The organism is Psychrosphaera haliotis, from assembly GCF_039523615.1.
Classification (GTDB): Bacteria; Pseudomonadota; Gammaproteobacteria; order Enterobacterales; family Alteromonadaceae; genus Psychrosphaera; species Psychrosphaera haliotis.
In genome coordinates, this window is sequence record NZ_BAAAFQ010000006.1 from 1 (window position 1) to 25,046 (window position 25,046).

Sequence of the window (25,046 nt, forward strand, 5' to 3'; positions counted from 1 at the left end):
TGGTGCTGCCGTCATTCAAGGTAATGGTAATGACATCGGTGCCCGTTTCACCTTGCGCTAATACTTCCGCATTGGCATTTAAGGAGTAACTCCATACGCCGTTGGCATCCACCGTTAAGTCACCGTATGTACCATTAATGGTGCCCGCGACAAATAATAGTCCAGCATTGTCCGCGTCTGTTGCTGTTAAACTGCCCGAAATGGTTGGTGTTACATCTTCAATTACAGCCCCTGAACCTACTGAAATTACAGGCGCTTCATCTGCGCCTAGCACATTGACTGTAATGGATGTAGTACTTCCATCGTTCAAGGTAATGGTGAACGTTTCTGTTTGAGTTTCACCGTCTGCTAAACCTTGTGCTGCGGCATTTGGCGTGAACACCCAGTTTCCTGAGGCATCAATACTTAAGTCGCCATAAGTGCCATTTTGAACTTCAGCCACAAACGCCAGAGCAGGGTTATCTACGTCCGATGCCGACAGTTGACCGCTCGCACTACTGTCATCTTCAGATACATTAACTACTGCTGACCCTATAACCGGCGCATCGTCCGTACCAGTCAGGTTGATCTCTACTGTTGTAGTTGAGCCGTCACTTAATGTCACTATAAATGTTTCGGTTTGAGATTCACCATCGGCCAGCGTATCGATGTTATTGCCTGCGGTATAAACCCAATTGCCCGATTCATCAATCGTTAGTGAGCCGTAGGTGCCAGCTTGAGTTTCCGCCACCATAGCAAGGCCAGGGTTATCAACATCACTGAAGGTAATTTGGCCTGCTACTGACGGCGCAGCATCTTCAGTTAGTGCCGCTGTACTGCTGCTAATGACTGGCGCGTCATCGGTACCTGTAAGACTAATTTCTATCGTAGTCGTACTACCGTCATTCAAGATCACAGTGTAAATTTCGGTTACATTCTCTCCGTCGGCTAAACTCTGTGCTCCGGGCCCGGTAGTAAAGGTCCAATTACCGTTTGCATCTATAACAATTTCACCGTAGGCACCATTTATGGTGCCTGCAACAAATAATAGTCCAGCATTATCCGTGTCTGTCGCTGTTAATGTGCCAGATGCGGTCGGCGTTACATCTTCAGTCACAGCACCTGAGCCTACTGAAATAACGGGCGCCTCATCTGCCCCTAGTACATTTACTGTAATGGATGTAGTACTTCCATCGTTCAAGGTAATGGTGAACGTTTCTGTTTGAGTTTCACCGTCTGCTAAGCCTTGTGCTGCAGTATTTGGCGTAAATACCCAGTTTCCTGAGGCATCAATACTCAAATCGCCATAAGTCCCATTTTGAACTTCAGCCACAAACGCCAGAGCAGGATTATCTACATCCGATGCCGACAGTTGACCGCTCGCACTACTGTCATCTTCAGAAACATTAACCACGGCTGACCCTATAACCGGCGCATCGTCCGTGCCGGTCAGATTGATCTCTACCGTCGTAGTTGAGCCATCATTTAAAGTTACTGTGAATGTTTCAGTTTGAGATTCACCATCGGCAAGCGTATCGATGTTGCTACCTGCGGTATAAACCCAATTACCCGACTCATCAATCGTTAGTGAGCCGTAAGTGCCAGCTTGAGTTTCCGCCACCATAGCAAGGCCAGGGTTATCAACATCACTGAAGGTAATTTGGCCGGCTACGGACGGCGCAGCGTCTTCGGTTAGTGCCGCTGTACTGCTGCTAATGACTGGCGCGTCATCGGTACCTGTAAGACTAATTTCTATCGTAGTCGTACTACCGTCATTCAAAGTCACAGTGTAAGTTTCTGTTATATTCTCTCCGTCGGAAAGCTCTTCTAACTTATTCCCAGCAGTAAACGTCCAGTTGCCATTTTCATCAATAATTACCTCTCCATAGGTACCAGCAATTGTTTCGTCGACAAATAATAATCCAGGGTTATCTGCATCTGATGCTGTCAATGTGCCGGACACAGAAGTAGAGGAGTCCTCTATAATAATTGCAGTACCGACCGAAATAACGGGCGCCTCATCTGCCCCTAGTATATTTACTGTAATAGATGTGGTACTTCCATCGTTCAGGGTGATGGTGAACGTCTCGGTTTGAGTTTCACCGTCTGCTAAGTCCTGCGCTTCAGTATTTGGCGTAAACACCCAGTTTCCTGAAGTGTCAATACTCAAATCGCCATAAGTGCCATTTTGAACTTCAGCGACAAACGCCAGAGCAGGATTATCTACGTCCGATGCCGACAGTTGACCGCTCGCACTACTGTCATCTTCAGATACATTAACTACTGCTGACCCTATAACCGGCGCATCGTCCGTACCAGTCAGGTTGATCTCTACTGTTGTAGTTGAGCCGTCACTTAATGTCACTATAAATGTTTCGGTTTGAGATTCACCATCGGCCAGCGTATCGATGTTATTGCCTGCGGTATAAACCCAATTGCCCGATTCATCAATCGTTAGTGAGCCGTAAGTGCCAGCTTGAGTTTCCGCCACCATAGCAAGGCCAGGGTTATCAACATCACTAAAGGTAATTTGACCGGCTACTGACGGCACAGCATCTTCAGTTAGAGCAGCTGCACTGTTGCTGATCTCTGGCGCATCGTCCGTGCCGGTCAGATTGATCTCTACCGTCGTGGTGGAACCATCACTTAATGTCACTATAAACGTTTCGGTTTGAGATTCACCCTCTGCTAGCGTATCGATGTTGCTGCCTGCGGTATAAACCCAATTGCCCGATTCATCAATCGTGAGTGAGCCGTAAGTGCCAGCTTGAGTTTCCGCCACCATAGCAAGGTCAGGGTTATCAACGTCACTAAAGGTAATTTGACCGGCTACTGACGGCGTAGAATTTTCGGTTAGAGCGGCACTACTAGCACCAATAGTTGGTGGCGTGTTTTCGTTTTCGTTTTCGTTTTCATTGCCAGGAACTTGTCCATCGTTTTCTTCGTTTACATCACCTTCATTTATAGGCGCATCATCAACAAGATCATCATTTACTGCAAAGCTATTGGGTAACGCTGAAGCAGAATCATTTTCGGCAGTTTCAGGCGATCCGCTAATCGCTTCATTTGTTGGTGTTGGGGGCGTAAATATATTATTTGTTTGTAATTCAGTATCAAAACCGCTTGTTGCAATTGTTTCTTGGTCACTATTGTCAACTATCGTTGCTCCTTGAGAGCCGCCCTGTCCACCTTGCCCTGCAGCAGTGGCTTCAAGTTCCAAAACCTCATCATCATTCTCAATAGCAGCTGTGATATCAGCAATCTCTTGGGTTGTTGTTTCATCAAAACTATTTGAGTATTCGATACCTTCAGGATTATCGCCATCAAAAATAATTTCTTTATTATCTTCCGTTAATATTCGAATAAAAGCATTGTCATCCAACTCTACTGTTGATCCAGCTGGCAAAGACATTGGCATTTCTAATAATGTTAAATTTCCTTCTGCGTCTTTCAAAAAGACCTGTCCATTTATTTCTAAAACTTGACCCGCTACTGGAATATTTAAATCTTGTGCCATACAGACCTCTGAAAAAGACAAACCACTCTAAGAATAAGCTTAGTTGTGTTACCCCCCCTTTACCCATGAGGTTAATACCCTATTTGCTCAGGAAATTCCCTAGACAACACGTAAGAGGAAGACATAGTTATTGTGAGATTTCGACTTGTATATTTAAAATATTTGATAAGGAAGTTAATTGAACTTGATAACAAACAACAAGTTAGCAGTACTCACGAATTTCAATAACAATTTGGTTTTAAGCTTACTTTTATAAGCCCTCAAAAAGTCTTTTTAGACTATGTTTTTCCGAAAACAAATTACATCAATGAAAGTTCTATACATTTCGTTATTTTTTTAGAAAAAGTTGTTACTTTATTTACCTGTACCTTTAAAAAAACGGTAATATAAGTGCCGTAAAATTAAGCGCTACAAAACAATAATTCCTCTAAAAATCAGGAAAATAATAAGATGAAATACCTTAGTTTAACGGTGTTCGCTTGCTTGGTCTCAGCCAATACGCAAGCTAGCGATATAAATTCCCCGTGCTTTAACTGTCCAGATCTGGATAAGGTAGCTGACTCAGCAACCTACATAGACAGCGACTATTACAGCGACGTTATTAACGCTATTAATAGCGGCCAAAGTCAGCAACAAATCAAATCTTTGCTTTCTTCCGCCATTAGCGCCAATCATAAGCGGCTTACCTACTCTGAAGTATGGAGCGCATTAACCAAAACTGACGAAGACCCATCTAACCCGGATAATGTAATGTTGCTTTATAAAGGCATATCCATTCCAAAATTATCAAACGGCAGCGGTTCGCAAAGTACCAATCCCGACAATTGGAATAGAGAACATGTTTGGGCCAAGAGCCACGGCTTTCCTTCCTCCTCTTTAGAAGCCTACTCTGACATTCACCACCTCCGCCCTTCTGACATCTCTATCAATTCCTCCCGCAGCAACCTCGACTTTGACAATAGTGACAACCCTCTTCCTGAAGCACCATCAAACCGTTACGATTCAAACTCTTTTGAACCTCGTGATGCGGTAAAAGGTGACGTAGCAAGAATGGTGTTGTACATGGATACTCGATATGAAGGCTTTGATTCAACACCAGACTTAACGGTTGTTAATCAAATCACCTCTACTGGTGAGCCATTGTTAGGAAAGCTTTGTCGTTTATTAGAATGGCATGAAGCAGATCCAGTTGATGCTTTTGAGGCAAACCGTAACAACGTTATATACGAGTATCAAGGTAACCGTAACCCGTTTATTGATCACCCAGAGTGGGTTGAGTCGGTATTCCCTAAAGCGGCTTGTGCGGATGAACCAACTGAGCCGACGGATCCAATTGACCCGGTTGATCCTGAAGAGCCAACGGATCCTGAGGAACCAACAGACCCAGAGACACCAACAACACCAACTTCTGCTCCCCTGATTATTTCAGCGGCGTATGATGGTCCTCTATCAGGTGGATTACCAAAAGGTGTTGAGATATTTGTAACTCAAGACATCGCAGACTTAAGTGTTTGTGGTTTTGGCTCTGCTAATAATGGTGGTGGCTCTGACGGTCAAGAGTTTACTTTCCCTGCGGATAGTGCAACAAAAGGTGAGTTTATTTACCTTGCTTCTGAAGCTTCGCAGTTTGAAGCATTTATGGGTTTTGCTCCTGATTACACAGCCGGCGCAGCTAACGTAAATGGTGACGACGCGTTAGAGCTATTTTGTAATGGCGAGGTTGTTGACGTATTAGGTGACATCAATACTGATGGCACAGGTCAACCATGGGAATACATGGACGGTTGGGCTGCTCGTAAAGCAAACTCAACGGTAAATGGCGGCGTTTATAATGCTGACGAATGGGTATTTAGTGGTAAAAATGCACTTGACGGTGCCACCAGCAATGCCACTGCAGATACAGCAATTCCAGTACAAACTTTCACTCAATCAGTTTCACTATTTATTACCGGTGCAGTTGATGGTTCATTATCTGGTGGCATTCCAAAAGCCATTGAAATATATGTAGGCTCTGACATTGCTGACTTAGGTCAATGTGGTGTTGGCTCTGCTAATAACGGCGGTGGCACTGATGGTGAAGAGTTCACTTTCCCAGCTGGCACGTCGGCATCAGCAGGCAGCTTCATTTATATTGCATCTGAATCAACGGGTTTCACAACGTTTTTTGGTTTTGCTCCAGACTTCACGTCAGGCGCATTAGCAATAAATGGTGATGACGCGGTAGAGCTATTTTGTGATGGCCAAGTAATAGATGTGTTTGGTGACATAAATACTGACGGAACAGGCCAACCATGGGAATACATGGACGGTTGGGCTTATCGAGTAAACGGTTCAACAGCCAATGAAGGAAGTTTTGACGTAACGAACTGGTTCTTCAGTGGTAAAAATGCATTGGATGGTAGCTCAGACAATGCAACAGCCAATACGCCATTCCCAATTGCTAGCTACTCAAACGAAGGTGAAGTTGAGCCAGAGCCTGATTTATTAGGTCAGTGTGCCGACGAAGCAACGTTTATCCATGCTATACAAGGTCCTGACTTTGAATCTCCGCTACTAAACGAAACTCGAGTTATTGAAGGTGTGGTAACCGCTTCTATTCCTGCTGTTGGTGGCTTTTTTGTTCAAGAACAATTGGCTGACCAAGATGACAACTCATTAACTTCTGAAGGCATTTTTGTTTCTTATGAAGTAGATGGCGAAATGCCTGCTGTTGGTTCAATAGTACGTGTATTAGGTAGCGTTGTAGAAAGCTATGGTAAAACAACACTGCGAGCTGATAAAGCTGCGTTAGAGTGCGGTACTGACATTATTGTTCCAGTAACGGTTTCATTACCATTTGATAGTGCTGAACAACAAGAGTCGCTTGAAGGTATGTACGTTCGTTTTGAACAAGACCTGACGGTAACAGACAACTACAATCTTGGCCGTTATGGCGAAGTGACTTTGTCTAGTGAACGCTTATTTGTACCTACTAATTTATACCAGCCTGGTACAGATGAAGTTGCTAACTTAACCGCTCAAAACAAACTAAACAAAATACTATTGGATGACGCCGTAAATGGTTCTAACCCTGAAGTTGTTAAGTATCCTGCTGGCGGTTTATCAGCTGATAATACGTTACGTTCAGGTGATAAAGTAAACGCACTTGAAGGCGTAATCGACTACAGCTTTGGCAGCTTTAGAGTATTACCAACTGTTGAGCCTACTTTTATCCATGAAAATCTTCGTGAAGCTGAACCTACACTAGAGTCTGGCAACCTAAGAATTGCTAGCTTTAACGTTTTAAATTACTTTAATGGTGATGGTTTAGGTGAAGGGTTCCCAACTAGCCGTGGTGCAGACTCTGCTGAAGAATTTGACCGTCAACGCGATAAAGTATTAAACGCGATTACGACAATGGATGCAGATATCATTGGTCTTCTTGAAGTTGAAAACGATGACTACAGCGAAACCAGTGCTATTCAAGATATTGTAAATGGCTTAAATGCGATTGCACCAGCTAACAAGCACTATGCTTTTGTTAATCCTGGCATTGACCAATTAGGTACTGACCAAATCAAAGTAGCATTAATTTATAATGATTTAGCTGTAACTGAAGTTGGTACAGCAGCAACGCTAACAGGCTTCCCATTTGAATATCATAATCGCCCTCCTTTAGCTCAATCTTTTGAAAGCATTGAAACTGGTGATGCACTTACTGTTGCTATCAACCACTTCCGCTCAAAAGGCTGCTCAAGCAGCGGTGGCGTTGAAAATGAAGATAAAGGCGATGGCCAAGGTTGTTACAACTTGCGTCGTGTTCAAGCTGCCGAAGCAGTAACAGCTTGGTTAGCAACGAACCCTACTGGCGTTGAAGACGAAGACAAGCTAATTATTGGTGACTTAAACGCATATACAAAAGAAGATCCAATTACGACAATTGTTAACGCAGGTTACACAAACTTAATTGAATCTTTAAAGGGTGCAGGTACGTATTCTTATACTTACCAAGGTGAATCTGGCACCATTGACCACGCTTTAGCAAGTGAGTCATTAACTGCCAAAGTGGTTGATATTGCTGAATGGCACATCAATACGGACGAGCCTAAAGTTTTAGACTACAACGTTGAATATAAGAGCGAAGATCAATTAGTAACATTCTACGATACTGATGCGTTCCGAGCTTCTGACCATGACCCTGTTGTTATAGAGCTTAATACTGAATCTGCCTTTATCACAAAAACTAAAGTTATTGATGATATCGACAAGTTTAAGCGCTGGTTCTGGTGGTTCTGGTATCAACCGCAAAACGTATTTAGAGTTAATGTTCCTGAAGAAACCACTTTATTAAAAGTTTCTTTGTCCGGTGGTTACGGAAACGCAGATTTATACTTACGTGAAGGTAAAAAAGCCAACAAACGTCACTTCGACTGTCGCTCCAACAGTGCCGGAAATAATGAAGTTTGTGAAATTGAAATACCGAAATCTGGGAATTGGTATATCAGTGTGAAGGGCCGTAACTATTATGATACGACCATGACCATTGAAACAACTATGCCAGCTAATGCAGCGCAATGATTAAACTAAGTTAAGAAATAACTGAACTTTAATTAATTAAGCTTTAATTAATTGTAAGGCCGTTAGAAGCTCTGTTTCTAGCGGCTTTTTTTATACCTGTGAAAACTGACGTATGAGATTGTGGTATACGTTATGGAGCTGATCTAAGTGCTCGCGGCTCGTATTGCCCTCTTTGATTAGATCTTGAATGGTTTGATCTAACTTAAACAAAGATTGCCGAGTTGTTACGTCACCGACCATGCTTTGCATCCAGGTAATAACTGCAATACGTTGCCCTTTAGTTACGGCCGTCACTTTATGCAAACTGCTCGACGGGTATACCACAACATAACCTGCTGGCAGCTTAACCTGTTGCTCGCCAAACTCTGTTTGAATAATAAGTTCACCGCCTTCGTATTCATCTGGCTCACTTAAAAATAAAGTCATGGATACGTCACTACGTAATACATCGTTGCTATTAGGCAAACGCATTATGGCCGCATCAACGTGATAACCGTATTCCTCAGATTCTGAATAGCGATTAAAACACGGAGGAAATATTTTTTGAGGCAATGCCGCCGACACCACTTTAGGCGCTGAGCCAATTCGACCCAATAACTCGTTAGCTAAGTCTTTTATTATGGGATCGTTAGGGTTCGCTTGATTGTTCTTTTTGACAGATGAAGCCATACCCATAGCGGTTTTATCACCATTTTCCCACTCGGCCTTTAAAAGTGCCTCACGTACAATTTTAACTTCATCGCTAGTAAGAAGCTGATCAATAACAACCATATAAACCTCAATATTAAAAACTTTGTTATTTTATGTAATATAAACGAAAAAATGCCTACCTGTTATCTCCCAATAACAAGTAAGCATTTTTAGTAGTAATGTTTGTAGCGAATTTTAGAACTGGTAGTTCATTGTGAAACGAACAGAACGAGCATCGCCTAAGTACATAAATGCACCAGAGCGGTATGCTGCAGTCCAATACTCTTTATCTAAAACGTTACCAATGTTAAGACGCAAAGTTACATCTTCAGTGGCATTGTAGTTAGCAAATAAGTTAACAACTTGGTAGCTAGGAACAACAATGGAGTAACGATCGTTTGTTGAGTCGTAACCTGCTGCAGTATCTGGTTGGCCACCAAACATTTCGCTCTGGTATGAGTAGTCACCACCAAACGAGAATGTTTCAGTTGGCTGGTAACGTAACTGAAGATATAAACTCTTATCAGCAAAGTTACTTAGCGCTAATCCAACATTGTCTTCATTATAAGACTCTAGTACTTCAGACTTCATAGACGTTGCAGAGAACTGCATGCTTAGCTGTTCGTTAATGTCACCAACTAGACCAAATTCAACACCTTTAACACGGTTTTTACCAGTATTTAGTGTGCCCAATGTAGAGTAGCTATCACCAACACTTTCCATCACGTCTTTTTTCGTCATTTGGAATAGTGCAGCCGTTGCCATAAATTTATGGTCAAATAGTTGCCACTTTGTACCAATTTCAATATTTTCTACAATTTCAGGATCAGCATTTTGTGCTTGATCTGGGTCACCACAAATACCACCGTAACCACAGTTAGCACCTAGGTCAGATTCACCACCGTTAATATTGGTTGCAGTGCTGAAGTTAATGTAAACATTTCCATCTTCAGTAATGCTATGTAGTAGACCAATGTGACCGTTATACATGTCGTCTTCATATTCGTATAAAATGTCACCTGAACGGCCGCTTGTCGCATTGCTGTAATCAAAGCTGTCTTGACGTAAACCTAGGAATAATTGAGTTTCCTCAGTCAATTCAATGGTATCCATTACGTAAGCAGATACAGTGTTAATTTCGAATATTGCATCCGAATCGCCTTGTGTATAAGCACGTTGCATCAGGTTTGATGCATTTTGAACAACTGAACCGTTTGCATCTAATAAACAGTAAGAATCGGAAACACCTCTTCTTCCGCCAACACGACAATTAGAGTCACCCATCGCTTCGTAGTTATAAAAACCGTTGTCTACTTTTTCGTCTGTAAACTCTAGGCCGTATACTAGTTTGTGCTTTTTGCCTAACGCCGTAATGTTTGAAATTAGGTTAAATTGAGTCGCAAAGTACTCAACTTCTTGCCAACCTTGGTGTGTGCTTAAGTTTATTGACGCTGCGCCTGGAGCTGTTGTATCACTTGCATCACGATTTGTGCCGCGTGCACCAGTAGTAATATAACCGTTTTCTGTTTTACCAAAACGCGTAGAGTTATAGAACATTAGGTCTTCGTTAATTTCATATTCAGTGCGAAGCGTAAATGTTGACACTTCTGACTCTTGGAAATCTTCGTCTTGAGCATAAACTGGAATATCTGAAACAGGTTTACGCGTAGTTTGGTCAAAATAACTACCTAAGTCAGGGCGGTCATCGGCACTTAAGTAATAAAAGTCAGCAATAAAGTTTAATTTATCATTTGCTTGGTAAACACCTGATAATTGAGCACCTTCACGAGAACGCTCAATACCGTCACGGCCTGGCTTAGTATCTTCTGCTGACAATAAGTTTATTCGTACTGCCGCATTGTCATTAATTGATGCATTATAGTCCGCAGTTAAGCGGTAATAGTCATCAGTACCAAAGCTTGCATCTACACGACCGAAGTTGTAAGACGTTGAAGCCTTTTTAGTTACACTGTTTACTGCGCCACCTGAAGAACCACGACCAGCAAAAGTCGAACTTGGACCTTTAGTAATTTCAACACGTTCTGTTGCAAAACTTTCACGAGTTGTCATACCTGGATCACGTAAACCATCAACAAAAACGTCACTGCGAGCTTCGTGGCCACGAATGATATAACGGTCACCAAAGGCATTACCGTTTTCACCAGTACCTAACGTAACACCTGATTGTGCAGATAGGATATCTTTCAGATCAGTCTTACCTGATTCTTGAATTTGGTCTTGAGTTAAAATGTTGATTACTTGAGGAGTATCAACTAGATCATTAACTCGACGTAAGTCACCTGACTTATCAACATGATAAATAGAGTTTCTTACACCGTGTACTTCAATACGTTCAATTGCTTCTGCAGATTCACATTGCTTGTCTTTTTTAACGTCACAAGTTTCTTCAACAGGTGCTGCATAAATTGCTGTTGAACCTAAAACCAAAGAGGCTGCTAATGTTTGAGCGCCTAAATTCATTTGTTCTGAAAGATATGTTTTTTTCTTCACTTTTTCATTCCATAAGCGGTTGATTTAACTTAACGGCGGCAAGAATAGATCAATGAATGACAAATGTAAATGATAATAGTTCGTATTTAGATTAAATTTGTTAATTTTTTCAACTTAGTATAAATCTAATAACGATTGCGGTTGATTTATGTGTTTCAATACATATATAAGCAGTTACTAATACATAAATTGTTAGCCCCTTTCTTTTTAGGTGCTACAGTTTTATTGGACACCCATATAGAGACGTTTAAATTTCTATCATTTTAGTTATTAGGATTATGTATGAAAACATCACAAGAGTTAGTCGCTGAAGTAAGAAAGACAATTAATGAAATATCCACTTCACAGCTAAATGAACTGCTTCACAAAGAAGAAGTCATCGTTATTGATGTAAGAGAGCCAGGAGAATTTGCTGCAGGTCATGTTCCATCTTCGGTAAATTTCCCTAGAGGTGTATTGGAAATGAAAATTCACACTCACCCTGCCGTTGGTTATGAGTGTGATACAGAAACTGCGCTGAAAGCACTTGCCGAAAAAGAGCTTTATTTAATTTGCCAATCTGGTGGGCGCTCAGCATTATCAGCAGAGTCATTACAGCGATTAGGTTTCAGCAAAGTTACATCGGTAGCCGGTGGTATGAAAGACTGGAAAGAGCAAGGCCTAGAGGTTGTGCAGCCTAGCTAGTTCGTTAATTAGCTCGTTCTTTAATTAGCTAAGGGACAGTTTTAATTAATAAAATTGCCTTTATCCGTGATCCACTTGTATGGTTATATAACAACCAAAACAACAAGGAATGATCATGGCTAGAGGCATTAACAAAGTAATTTTAATCGGTACATTGGGTAACGATCCTGATGTAAAGCATCTACCAAATACAAATTGTGTGGCTACTATTAGTGTAGCAACAAATGAGAGTTGGAAAGATAAAGCAACCGGTGAATTAAAAACCAAAACCGAGTGGCATCGAGTGGTTCTGTTTGGAAAAGTCGCTGAAATTGCCGAGCAATATCTGACCAAAGGCTCCCAAGTTTATATCGAAGGTAAGTTACAAACTAAAAAGTGGACAGATCAAACTGGCCAAGACAAGTACTCCACCGATGTGGTTGTGGATATGATGGGTCAACTGCAAATGTTAGGTGGTAAGCCCACTTTACCAAATTCCACAAATCAAAACCAAGCTGCAACTCCTGCTGTAAAACCACCAGCTAAAGAAGCTTTAGAAATGGAGGATTCAATACCCTTCTAGTTTGCTACTTTAGTTTGATCTTTTAGAACTTTAATGTGCTCTTTCAGAAGTTTAATTTACCCTTTTAGAGCTTTAATTTGAAGCCGTCCTGGCTCGTATGATGCTAACAGAATTAGGTGAACATCCTTGTTCCTCGTCGTTCCTAGGACGCTAATTTAATGATATAACAATGAAGTTCAATAACTGGACAAAAACACATGTATGCAGTTTTTACATGTTTAATAGATGGACAGACCAAGTTCTTCGGCAATGTTAGCAACGACTTTCATGCCAACAACTGAATTACCGAAGCTGTTTAATGGTGGGCTCCAAGCGCAAATAACACCATAATTTGGAACGATCGCCACAATACCGCCACCAACACCGCTTTTAGCTGGCAAACCAACAGAAAAAGCGAACTCTCCCGATTGGTCATACATGCCACTGGTTGATAAAATAGCATTAACCCGATGTGTATCTTTTCGAGAGCAAATCGTTTGATTATTGGTAGGATTAATTCCTTTATTCGCCAAAAATAACAAGCTTTTTGCTAGTTGTTCACAACTCATTGCCACTGAGCATTGAGTAAAATAATGGCTTAGTACATCAGGTATAGGCGACTCTATATTGCCAAAACTTTTCATTAAGTACGCTAACGCAGCATTTCGACTACCATGTTGCATTTCTGACTCATAGACGCTTGAGTCAATCTGAATAGACTCGTCTCCAGCTAACTGACGTAAAAAGTTTACGAAAGACAATTTACTCGCAGAATAATGACTAGCCAAAACATCTGAAACTAGTAACGCGCCAGCATTTATAACGGGGTTTCTAGGTATGCCCTTTTCCCATTCAAGTTGAATAATTGAGTTAAAAGGCTGCCCAGACGGCTCCATATGAACCCTTGTCCATAATTCATCACCTAGTCGATTCATCGCTAGCACTAAGCCGAATACCTTCGAGATACTCTGAATTGAAAACGGAATATTTCCGTTTCCGGCTGAAACAACATCGCCATCGATTGTAGCTACAGCTACTCCTGCAAGGTTGCTGGGTACTTCAGCTAAAGCAGGTATATAGTCCGCGACTTTACCTAATTCATAAGACGCCTGGTTGGCGTCTAATATTTGAGCTATTTTTAGCTTTAAATCTGACAAGTCTTTGATCATAAATACTTAGCTTTTAATTGCTCTAGTTGTGTTGACGTCTTGTCACTCTTAAACGTGTATTGAGATATTTTTCTCTCTGCTAATTTAAACTCTTTGTTCGCATAAAGTGCTTCAACATAATTGACAAATACATTGTCGGTATTATGAGTGTTTTTATCTGCTATTGCGGCAGTTAAGTGTTTAAGTGCAGCTTCAGCGTTACCAAGTTTTAATTCTATTGTACCTAATGTATCTAGTACGCGGCCGTCATTCGGTTTCATCTCTTTGGCTTTTTCTGCGTGTTTTAGTGCTTGAGAGTAATTTTTTGCCTCAGAGTATAGATAAGCTAAATTATTATGGGCAACAAAGTTTAGGTCATTTAACGCGATGACCTTTTTATAGTGCTCTATTGCTTCATTTTCATTTCTTGACGTTTGCAGTTGTGCATAACGAAGTGTGTTTAACTCATCCTTCGGAAACTTCTCTATATGTGTCTTTGTTGCACTTAACGCCGCATCAATGCCTTGATAACGGGCAATTGCATTTATCATCCAGTTCGCATTCATAGACGACGGATTTGCTTTATACGCATCGGTTAAGTTTAATACCGCATTGCCTAAATCATTTTCTGCTAGTTGCAAAATACCTATGGTGGTTTTAAGTAACGGTAACGACTTAACTTGCTCTGGCAACTTATCAACTTTAGCTTGTGCTAGTTTAAACTGGCCAGTTCTTGCTAAAAGGTAAGCGTGCAAACCTCGAATCTCAAGATTGTTTCCACCTATTTGGTTTTCATAACTTTGCGCTAACTCAATCGCTTTTTTAAATTCTCCTGAACCATCATAAAGCTTAATCATGCCGATGATTGCTTTAGGATCATTAGGTTGTGCTTGGTACCACTCTTGGTATAACGCCTTAGTTTTGTCAAAACTCGCAGTTTTAATGTAGCTATTTGCAAGTAATTCCCAGTACGGCGCTGGTTTGTTATTTAAGCGTTTAGCATTTTCAAATGATTTAACCGAGCCAGAAAAGTCTTGTTCAGCTACCTGTAATCGCCCTAGCGTTACATGGAAAATACTATTGTTCGGATTGTTTTCTATTAGCTTTTCTAAATGCGCCGTCATTGTTTGTGGCTGCTTTAATACCCTAGACAACAAATAGTGTTTAGTAATCGCTGGTAAAAACGTAGGTGAAGTCACTAGTAACTTGTCTAGTTCAGCCAACATATTTTGTTTTTGTAAATCAGTCTTAAGCGGCAATAGTTCTATTAACTGAAATTTTATGATGCTATTTTCAGGTTCAACTTTAAGTCCTGATTCCAATGCTGACCTTGAGCTATCAAAATCACCTTGAATAGCGTTTATTTTGGCTTCCAACATCCAGCCTTTAACTTCGCTCTCTTGGCTTTGTTTCCACTTTTTGGCAATCTCTAGTGCTTTGTCATATTGACTAGTGGATATATAGGCTTGCACTAAAGTAACTTCTAACTGTTCCTTATTTACCGGGGTTTCTGTGGCATTATCTTGCCCCATTTCCGCTAGCGCTTGCTCTAAATCTACAATACCTGAAACGTCATTTAACGATAACTTTAATGTTGCAACACCGGCTCTTGCTGCCGCAGACTCAAGCTCGTCAGGCTGTTTGTTTAAAACGTCTTTTGCTTTATTAATTTCACCATCTTTTAATAGAGCTTGTCCTAAACCAGCTAGCAGTCCCGCATCATCTTCGTTAATATTATCAAACATTTTTACGGTTTCATTGGCGTCCAATGAGCGACCAAGTCGAATTTGTGCATCGGCTAACATTCTTAGTGCTGGATGATCCGCTTTTAGTAAACTCGCGACTAGTGTTAGGTGCGACTCGCTTTTTTCGAAGTCTTGCGTCATGTAGCTACTAACACCTGCAACTAATCGAGTCGAAGAGTCTTCTGGGTTGATGGTTAAGGACCGTTCTGCGTAATCCAATGCGTCTTTGTAGTTTTTGTCTTGCATTAATGCTGTTGACTTTATTTGCAGCAATATTGGCTGTTTTGGATACGTAGCTAAAAGATCGTCTACTATTACTTCAGCTTTATTTGGCTGACCAAGATCACTGTATAACTGTGCAAGTACGTACTTAACTTCAGGCTCATCAGGATAGGCAGCAACATACTCTTCATAGGTTTGAGCAGCGGCTTCTGGCTTTTGTAAACGCAGTTGCAAGTTTGCTTTAATTTTTAAAGCATCTTGTTGATTTTTATATCGTTCGAGAATTTCATTTAATTGGCCAATGGCTCCATCAAATTCACTTTTTAAAATAAGATCATAAACAAATGCCAACTTACTATATGGGCCGCCACCTGATATGCCTTTAAGTTCATCTATCATGGCGTTTGCTTTCGCGTCATTACCCGCCTTAACATAGGCTTGGATTTGATAAAATTTGAGTTCAGCTAAATCTTTTGGTTTTAAACCTTTTGCTTTGCTAGTTAGTTTAAAAAGTGACTTATTTGTGCCGTTTTTTTGATAAACCTTCGATAATAATGGAATAACTTCATTGGCAGCGTAACCATAGTCTAATGCACGCTCTAGCTCTTTTTCAGCGAATGAGTATTGTTTTAAATCCAGGTAAACTTTTCCTAACAAAAAGCGCGCGCTTGCTTCATTTGGCTCTTGTTTAATGGCATTTTTTAGCTCGATTATAGCGGTTTTATAATCTTTGTTTTCCAGTGATTTATTTGCAGAATCTACATATTCCGCACTCGTTTTATCACCACAACCAACCAATGCGGTTGCTACAATTGCGCTTGCTGCCAAGTTAATTATTTTTTTATTCACAATAGTCATCCAGTATTTAAAACATTCCTTGCCACAGGTTAATCTCTCAGGCCATATTCCTCAATAGAAAAGTATTTATTATTGCTATTAATTCCGCTAGGTTAAGGACAGTTTTTAAACAAACCAAGGAATCGAGTTATGCTACAAAAAACTAAAAGCAGTGCATGGTTACTAAAATGTACTTTCACTTTTTTATTTTTATTCAATGCATCTGCTGTAAATGCATCTCCACTACAAGGTGAAAAAACTAAAGATTCAAACCCCAGCCCTAAAATATTTAAAATGCAAAAACGAGCAGCCATTATTGACGCTTTGCTATTAGATAAATTGGAAAATACATTGCCAAGTTTAATGCGCCGCTCTGGCATTGACATGTGGGTTTTAATTTCCAGGGAATATAACGAGGACCCGGTTCTTAAAACCATGCTACCTGCCACATGGATAAACGCCAGGCGCCGAACTATCTTGGTGCTGTTTGACAACGGTAAAAGTGTTGAACGTTATGCAGTAGCGCGATACGGCGTTAGTAACCTATTTGAAAAATCTTGGGACAAAGAAAAAACACCTGATCAATGGCAAGGATTAGTTGACCTAATTCAAAGCAAAAACCCTAAGGCGATTGGAATAAACCAAAGCATTCATTTTGCTTTAGCCGACGGCCTGACTGTCACAGATAAATCTGAATTTGTAGATGCCTTACCAAGCAACTTAAAGTCTAAAGTAACCAGCGCAGAAAACTTAGCCGTTGCCTGGTTAGAAACTCGTACCGCAAAAGAAATGCAATATTACCCAGCATTGATAAAGATAGGTCATAACATCATTGCTAAAGCGTTCTCAAATAGCGTGGTTAAACCTGGCATAACCTCAACAGACGACGTTGTCTGGTGGCTAAGAAATGAGAGCAGACGCCTGGGTTTAACTAATTGGTTTCATCCAACCGTTTCAATTCAACGCAGTGACAATGAAAGCTTTGACCAGCTAAAGGCTTTTAGCGATCGCCCTGCTGGGCAAATTATTCAACGTGGCGACCTACTTCATGTTGATTTTGGCGTCACGTATTTGAGACTAAATACTGATCAGCAACAACATGCTTATGTATTAAAGGCCGGTGAAACAGATGCTCCTGACTATTTAAAGCAAGCTCTTAAAAATGGCAATCGAGTTCAAGATATATTTACCGGTGAATTTGCACTAGGCAGAACGGGTAACGAGATATTAAAAGCAGCAAGAGAGAAATCAATTGCTGAAGGCTTAAAACCCGCCATTTATACACATCCAATTGGATACCATGGACATGCTGCAGGACCAACAATTGGTATGTGGGATGCTCAAGGTGGCGTGCCGGTTAGAGGTGATTATCCTCTTTATGAAAATACCGCTTATTCTATTGAATTAAATGCTGCTACGTTTATTTCGCAGTGGAATAAAGAAATTAGGATCATGTTAGAAGAAGAAGCATTTTTTGATGGTAAGAAGGTCAAATACCTAGACGGCCGTCAAACCAAGTTTCATTTGATTAAATGATTAAGTGATTAAATGTATTTTTGATTTTTGATTTTTGATTTTTGATTTTTGATTTCAATAATTCTATCAAGGCAATATTCACTTAACTTTGAATGAAAAGCCCTGAATAAAATGAAAACCTTGTTTTACTCAGTTTAGCCATGCTTTTAAGTTAGGTTAGCTGAAGTAAAACAAGGACATTGACTATATTTAGTTGCAACGCTGTTAAGTACAGAAACTAAAGGTAAAGTTTACGCAGTTCCTTCTTATCTAGCTTCCCTGTAGCAGTATGCGGAAGCTCATTAACAAACGTAACTTGCTCTGGAATACACCATTTCGCCGTTTTACCTTCAAAACTAGCAATAAGTTCTTGCTCAGTTATTTCAGCATTCTCCATCTTCACTGCAAATATAGCAGGACGCTCTGTCCATTTAGGATCAGGAATGCCAATAACCGCTGCTTCTAAAATACTAGGATGATCACTTGCAATGTTTTCTAACTCTATAGAGCTAATCCACTCGCCACCAGACTTGATAACATCTTTAGAGCGGTCAGTGACCGTCATGTAGCTATGCTCATCGAACGTTACTACGTCGCCTGTTGAAAACCAGCCATCGCGATCGTGCGCATCGGATTCAGTTTGGTTAAAATAACTACTGCAAACCCACGCACCTTTCACCTTTAAGTTACCAGATGCTTCGCCGTCCCACGGCAACTCATTGTCTTCATCATCAACAATTTTCATTTCAACGCCATACACAGGCAAGCCTTGTTTTACGCGTATTTGATCCAATTGTTGCTCATCCAGCTTTAACAACTCAGGTTTCATTACGTTTATTGTGCCTAGAGGACTTAACTCAGTCATGCCCCAAGCATGTTGCATTTCTACGCCATACTCTGCAAAACCTTTCATTAAACCAAGTGGACAAGCCGCACCGCCAACAATAAATCGCTTAACAGACGTAATCGTTTCATTTGACTGTTTTAAGTAATTTAATAAAGCTAACCAAACAGTTGGAACGCCTGCAGACATAGTGACGTTTTCAGTATTAATCAAATCGGTTAATGTTTTGCCATCCGCCATCTTGTTGCCTGGAAATACTAATTTAGCTCCGGACATTGGACACGCGTACGGTAATCCCCATGCATTTACATGGAACATAGGCACAATAGGCATGATAACTTCATTGTTGCCAATCGACATGCTGTTAGGCATCGAGATACTAAAACTATGTAATACCGTTGAACGGTGGCTATAAAGCACACCTTTTGGATTCCCTGTGGTGCCTGACGTATAACAAAGCGAGCTTGCTGCTTGGTCATCTAGCTCTGGGTATTCAAAGCTGTCAGGCTCATCAGAAATAAGTGTTTCGTAAGCAATAAGATCTAAGTCAGATGCAGGTAAGTCCTGCTCATCACATAATACAACAATGGCCTTTAAATCCGGCAAGGCGTGTTTCACTGCCTCAAGGGCGGGCAATAACGTTTTATCAACAAAAATCACCTTATCTTCAGCATGATGGAGTATATATTCTAGCTGCTCTGAGTAGAGCCTTGGGTTTATGGTGTGACAAACAAAGCCTGAACAGGAGATTGCGTAATAGAGTTCAAAATGACGGTGGTCATTCCATGCTATCGTAGCAACCCGGTCGCTGCGTTTTAGCCCCATTTTACTGAGTGCATTAGCAAGCTTATCAACACGTTTGAAGGCATCTTTGTAAGTGTATCTAAATCGGTCGTGATCGTGTGTTACTGAGACAATTTCTACATTACCATACACTTTTTTAGCGTAAGACATGATTGAATTAATGGTAAGATCTGCATTCATCATAGCGCCAGCTAACATACGGGCTCCTTATTATTTTAATCCGTTAACAATAACTTACGCGTATTAAACTAACTTGTCACCTGCCTAAATTCAGCTTTAGCTTACCATACCGGAAATTTGCCGAATATTAAAACACCATTGACGCTGCTAGTGTAAACGAAAGTACTTTTGATTTATCTATTTCCAACTTGTCGGTAACTAGACCTGCCTCAATCCAACTATTTTGATATTTAAGTTGAAGCGATTTATTTGAGAGGTCATAACCGGCTCTAACTTGTCCACTTCCCGCTTTTATTCCTGCACCAATTATGGCGCTTTTATTGAGAAACCTTTTTTCATGAGCAAGATAGTATTCAATATCATTAATTTTGTACGAAGCATTTAGATAAATAGTTTTCGGCATCTTCCACATATACGATTTTTCAGTCTCTACACCTGAATAGGCTGGATTAAACCTAAGAATGTTATTTTCATCTCGATAAGTCGTAGAGCTTTGAAGCGTACCGGCACTATAACCAATATGATCAAATTTAAATTCCGATACCAAGTCCAAAACTCCAAAATCTAGTGTTAGGTTATTGACGGGTTGCCAATGAAAGTTCACGTCCCAACTCTGTCCTTTGCCATCACTCCATGTTTTATCTATTGGTCTTTTTAGTAGGTTTTTGTAGGAATACCACTCTAACAAATGAGCTGACCCCGTAACCTCTGGCGTTGATTCCACATCTCCCGTCAAAAGACTATTTCGGTGTGTTTTGGGCTGCCAAAAACCGATGACATTCGTCATTGATAACCTATTAAATAACTGCCACTCATAGCCAACTTTTATGCCTTTCGCTTGTAACTTTTGATAATGGATATTTAAGTCATATTCTGAAATATTGGCTGGAAAGTCAGTTTTTGAGTAATGATAAAGTAACGCAGAAGAAGGGTTTGTAGATAAGAAGTGGTCATTTCTAGTTTCAAATAAAATCATCCAGTTTGAATAACCTATCGCTAAACCAACCTTACTTTGGGAAATACCAAAGTCCGAATTATCGCTAACTACCTGCTCCCAATTACCATCTATCACGGCCTTAATAGGTTGAATGTTCGTTGCGTTAAAGCTTGCAGCATAAGTTTTAATACTCACGCCTGTTTGCTGCTTGTCCATTACACTATCGTCTTTTTCTACCGCGTTTGAAACGCAAGTTACACTGATCAAAATAAGGCAAAGTAATCTTTTTAAGTATAAGAAGTGAAACGTCTTTTTTATCATTATGGTGATGTGCACTTTATATTTTAGTTTTAGTTTTAGTTTCGGACACTAGTAAACACTAAAAAACGCCATCTAGAAAGTCTAAATGGCGCTTTAAAATTGCGTTTAATTACTATTAATTAACGAAGTATTATAAAGACTCTATCGTGCCATCTTCATCGTTATAGCGGATCAGTATGTTTGAATCACGAACAATTATTTCTGCCGCTAAAGTTGCATTTGCACCAACGGTAATAGTACCAATAACAACGTCTTCACCTTCAGTACCGCCATCTTCATTACCTGTCATTCGCAAAATGACACCTTCAGCATTAGTCATTAAAAATGAATCACTAAACATTGATTCAACTTTGACATTAAATGTACGCTGTAATTCTGAATCTGGAGTTTTGTATGATAGGTCTAGTGCAAACTTACCATCTTCAAACTCAGTTCTTTCGCCTGACAACATCAAGTTTACTTCATAGTCTTGAAGCACCAAGCCAACTGACAATGAAGCGGCTAAATCTAAGTAATTATCTTCACTTTCCAGTATTTCAGTGTTGTCTGGCTCTACAACATAAACGTCATAACTCGTTGTATTTCCAGGCTCAAAGATGTTGGTCCCAACTTCCTCTGACATTAATTCAAAACGAGATATGTATCCAACACCATCAATTTGACTCGATTTGAATGGATTTAAGTAGTTGTTATTAGAGATATATCTATTTTCATGCAAGCGCATTAGCACAGAACTAGCAGCGTTAGATTCGCCTAAAAAGTTATAGAATGAAACACCATAATCAGACTTAAACTGCATGTTTATCGCAAACAATGAAGAAACGTATCCATTGGTCACTATCGTTCCGTCATAATCAACTAGCTCATAATTTTCATTGAAAGACTGTCCCCAGTAAATTGTAACGTACCATTCAAACTCATCAATTTCGCCATTTTGGTCTGTATCTTCAGAGTAAACTTCGTATCGAGTTGCCGCGTTCCACTCATAACCGTCAGAGTAAACTTCTTTTACAGTTAAGTAGTAGCCATAACGCTCTTCTCCGTCGGTGTCACTTTTAACGGAAAATAGAGAGATATTCTTAGCGTAACTATCACTGTTAAAGGTAGAGTCATAGGTGAATGTTCCTGTGTCTGAATCCTCTGTTGTTGATACAGTTAGCTCTTGACCGCCTTCAACACTGATTACAAATTCACTATTGTCGCTGCTCACATCTAGTGTCATGGCATCTTTAAGAATTGGCTGCACAATATAGGCACGAACACCAAAGTTATCTAAACCACCTTCAAGGGATTTTAAATCTGATTCATCGGAAAGAATAATACCTACATTGGTTTCCCACATGTCATAAACAGGTTGATCTGGGGTTATTCCAAAAGCAAGGTTAAAGGCATCAAGTGCGCTATTTATATCTTTGTTTCTGTTAGCAATATTGTTATCAACATAGCTCTCAAATGAACCTAAAAACTCACCCGTTACTGAGTCGGTGCTTTCGCTTACATTACCCTGATATACTAAAATATTATCGTTTTCATCGATTAAATTAGCCACTTCAAAGTCAACCCCAAGAGGTTGGTTTAACGATAAGCGTTTTGTCACTGTTTGATGTCGATCTACCGCTCCATCATTATCAGTATCTAATTCTTTGGCTATTTGATACAAAATACTAATGTAATCATTTGACGCACTTCCCGCATAAGCAGCAAGATAACGATGTTCATTCAGTATTAAGCCTTGCTCTGTTTCTGTTTGAACGTGAGAGTATTCAGTAATATCTTCTCTTATCCAATCCCCTTCTGTGTAGTATCCAGTTACGCGATTGTGAGTAAGATCTGAGTCAGAAAGGTTTTCATAAGTTCTTGTTTTTGATCTTGGGGTCAAGAAATACGTGTCGTTACCAGTCCAAGTCACTGTGTTCTCATCATCAGATACCGATACATAAATTCCCGGTTCTTCTAATAAAGCGCCAACTCCGTTTTTAATTCCATCTGGTGCAAAGGTATCAAGCTCATTGACGTCTAACGCCAATGTTGCCGTGAAACTCTCTCCTTCCGCAGAAGCAAATGCTCCAGAGAAAACAACAGACTTAGGTACAGCTTGTTGCTCTGTAGTAGGTATATAAAACTCTTGGACATCAACGTAATTAGGCTCGTCAAAATACTCATTTCTTAAACTAGGTACATCAACCATCACCAACTCAGCAGCTAACTTACCTTCAAACGAAATAGGGTTAGTAATTGTGCTACTGGCTTTTTGTTCAATTGCTATTGAAAGCTCAAAACCTCCACCAATAATGTCAGTATCTGCATCACCACTTTCTAACTCTTCTTGAGTAACAGCTGTTTCCAGGTTAAGGAATACTTTACTGGTGTCTTTGATACCAAGCGAAGCGCCAGCGGTTTCCATTATACCCATCAAAGATAATTGGATTTGATCTCCAGCTTCATTCAAAGCTAATACTAGGTTTAACGCTAGTGCTTCTGAATCACCTTTGGATGCATCAACAACAAATGTGTAATTACCTTCATCCATCACCAATGTGCCAGTAACACCAGACTGTGCGCCAAGCTCTTCAGCTAAGTTGAATGTTGTTTGGTTACCCAAGTCACGCATGCTCAAATCAGCTACTAATTCTGAAATGGTCGATAACAACGTGAAATTGTCACCTTCAATCTCTACCATAGTGTTAGCATCTTCAATCAACGCAATAAGATCTTCACCTTGCGCTCTAATGCCAGCATTTGAGGCGTGGTCTTTATCGAATAAATTAGCAAATACACGAACGTCTGCAACCATCGCTTTCGCTTTGTCTACAGCATCGCCAGTAGTAACTTCTTCCGATTCTGAGTTTGTTCTACCGTCTTCATCAACTAACAGTTCTTTATTTTCAGACTCATTTTCTAATGTGTTTTGAGTTTGATTTAACGTGTCAATAATTACTGAACTATTTTCAATTGAGCTATCAGCAGCAATATTGGCAGCGACCATTGACGCCGTATTTGCGGCTGCGTCTAATATCTCTGTTATACTGAATTCAAAATCGCCTTCACCATCTGGAACAACTAGTAAGTCACCATTATTAGCAACAATATCTGCCGTTGCTGAATTAAAGCTCGCTGTTAGATCTCCGTTAGAAAAAAGTGACTCGGCGATGCCTGCGTTAATTAATCCGTAACGTAGCTCGGCCGCGTTATCTTCAGCAGCAACCTCTGCGCCATTGTTCATTGAAGTCGGCTCAAGCTCAGAGAGATTGCCCTGCACACCAAATGTATTTGCCACTTTAGAAAAGTTCTGCTGGATAGACTCAAGACTAACGTCTTCTTGAGATGCCTCAAGCATAGACGTGGCAATATGAGTTAATGGCGAAACATTGAGTTTTGCTGGTGTGCCAGAATCTACTGAAGAAACTGAAGATAATGCAAAGTCAGGGGCGGTTGTCGTTAAATTTACCTCATCGCCAAACGCCACTGTGCCACAACCTGATGGCGCATCACACAGCATAAAAGTAGGAGATGTTGGATCAGCAGAAACACCCACTTCTATTTTAATTGGTCCGGTATAATCTAAAACCGTAAACGTATAATTACCACTGGCATCAGTAGAAACCGATGTGTCTTTCAACTCTTCAGAAGTGAGTTCAACAGGGGCATTATCTACATATTTAAAGACCTTGATAACCCCATTACTCATTGTGCCTTTTATCGCTTTACCAGAAACGGCCGTTTCTACAACCGTAGTTGTGCCACCTCCAGTATTGCCACCTGTGCCACCACCAGTATTTCCACCTGTGCTGCCGCCAGTATTTCCGCCTTCGCCACCACCAGTATTGCCACCAGAGTCAGTGCCTCCACTACCGCCGCCACATGCCGTTAGCATTGATATTGAAAGTGCCAAAAGAATCTTTTTAAATTTCATAAAACGGTCCTTGTTAATTAGGATAGTTGTTTGCGAACGCAAAATACGTCCACATTAGTTGTTTAGAGCTGCGCATAATTTAAACATTGTTATCCAGTCAT

Annotated in this window: 11 protein-coding genes and 1 pseudogene; 4 read left to right on the forward strand and 8 right to left on the reverse strand. The window is 40.4% G+C overall.

What is annotated here, in order from left to right; all coding sequences use genetic code 11:
* Window positions 1-3,496: VCBS domain-containing protein (locus tag ABD009_RS08285; protein WP_343824423.1), on the reverse strand; the 3,496-nt coding region annotated here is incomplete at its 3' end.
* 450 nt (window positions 3,497-3,946) lie between these two features.
* Between ABD009_RS08285 and ABD009_RS08290 the strand changes: the two genes are divergently transcribed.
* A complete protein-coding gene (locus ABD009_RS08290) occupies window positions 3,947-8,053 on the forward strand; it encodes an ExeM/NucH family extracellular endonuclease (RefSeq protein ID WP_343824425.1) in 4,107 nt (1,368 codons plus the stop codon).
* Window positions 8,054-8,143: 90 nt separating this feature from the next.
* Here ABD009_RS08290 and ABD009_RS08295 read toward each other — a convergent pair whose 3' ends face one another.
* Window positions 8,144-8,824, reverse strand: coding sequence for a Fe2+-dependent dioxygenase (locus ABD009_RS08295; protein WP_343824427.1), 681 nt, complete (start codon window positions 8,822-8,824; stop codon window positions 8,144-8,146).
* Window positions 8,825-8,938: 114 nt separating this feature from the next.
* Entirely contained in the window at window positions 8,939-11,254 is a 2,316-nt protein-coding gene (locus ABD009_RS08300) for a TonB-dependent receptor (RefSeq protein WP_343824429.1), read from the reverse strand.
* A 282-nt stretch (window positions 11,255-11,536) separates the two neighbouring features.
* Between ABD009_RS08300 and ABD009_RS08305 the strand changes: the two genes are divergently transcribed.
* The gene (locus tag ABD009_RS08305) at window positions 11,537-11,938 is read left to right on the forward strand and encodes a rhodanese-like domain-containing protein (RefSeq protein ID WP_343824431.1); all 402 of its coding nucleotides are present in this window, start codon (window positions 11,537-11,539) and stop codon (window positions 11,936-11,938) included.
* A gap of 115 nt (window positions 11,939-12,053) precedes the next feature.
* Window positions 12,054-12,437, forward strand: a pseudogene (ssb, locus tag ABD009_RS08310) (single-stranded DNA-binding protein); the annotation flags it as partial.
* 281 nt (window positions 12,438-12,718) lie between these two features.
* Here the strand turns inward: ssb and ABD009_RS08315 are convergent.
* Both ABD009_RS08315 and prsT read right to left on the reverse strand, forming a co-directional pair.
* Window positions 12,719-13,648: a glutaminase gene (locus ABD009_RS08315; protein WP_343824434.1), complete on the reverse strand. Its 930-nt coding sequence runs from the start codon at window positions 13,646-13,648 to the stop codon at window positions 12,719-12,721.
* Window positions 13,645-16,443 (reverse strand): XrtA/PEP-CTERM system TPR-repeat protein PrsT, encoded by a 2,799-nt coding sequence (gene prsT, locus ABD009_RS08320; RefSeq protein WP_343824436.1) that lies wholly within the window; start codon window positions 16,441-16,443, stop codon window positions 13,645-13,647. Before prsT ends, ABD009_RS08315 begins: the two co-directional genes overlap by 4 nt.
* A gap of 138 nt (window positions 16,444-16,581) precedes the next feature.
* Here prsT and ABD009_RS08325 point away from each other — a divergent pair, with 138 nt between their 5' ends.
* Window positions 16,582-17,967, forward strand: coding sequence for a M24 family metallopeptidase (locus ABD009_RS08325; RefSeq protein ID WP_343824439.1), 1,386 nt, complete (start codon window positions 16,582-16,584; stop codon window positions 17,965-17,967).
* A gap of 217 nt (window positions 17,968-18,184) precedes the next feature.
* On the opposite strand, the gene ABD009_RS08330 is transcribed toward ABD009_RS08325, so the two are convergent.
* The 3 genes from ABD009_RS08330 to ABD009_RS08340 all read right to left on the reverse strand — a co-directional run bounded on the left by ABD009_RS08330 (window position 18,185) and on the right by ABD009_RS08340 (window position 24,945).
* Window positions 18,185-19,792, reverse strand: a complete 1,608-nt coding sequence (locus tag ABD009_RS08330; RefSeq protein WP_343824441.1) for a long-chain fatty acid--CoA ligase — start codon at window positions 19,790-19,792, stop codon at window positions 18,185-18,187.
* Window positions 19,793-19,901: 109 nt separating this feature from the next.
* Window positions 19,902-20,927: a hypothetical protein gene (locus ABD009_RS08335; protein WP_343824443.1), complete on the reverse strand. Its 1,026-nt coding sequence runs from the start codon at window positions 20,925-20,927 to the stop codon at window positions 19,902-19,904.
* Between the two features lie 235 nt (window positions 20,928-21,162).
* The gene (locus ABD009_RS08340) at window positions 21,163-24,945 is read right to left on the reverse strand and encodes a hypothetical protein (RefSeq protein WP_343824445.1); all 3,783 of its coding nucleotides are present in this window, start codon (window positions 24,943-24,945) and stop codon (window positions 21,163-21,165) included.
* Window positions 24,946-25,046: the final 101 nt, after the last annotated feature.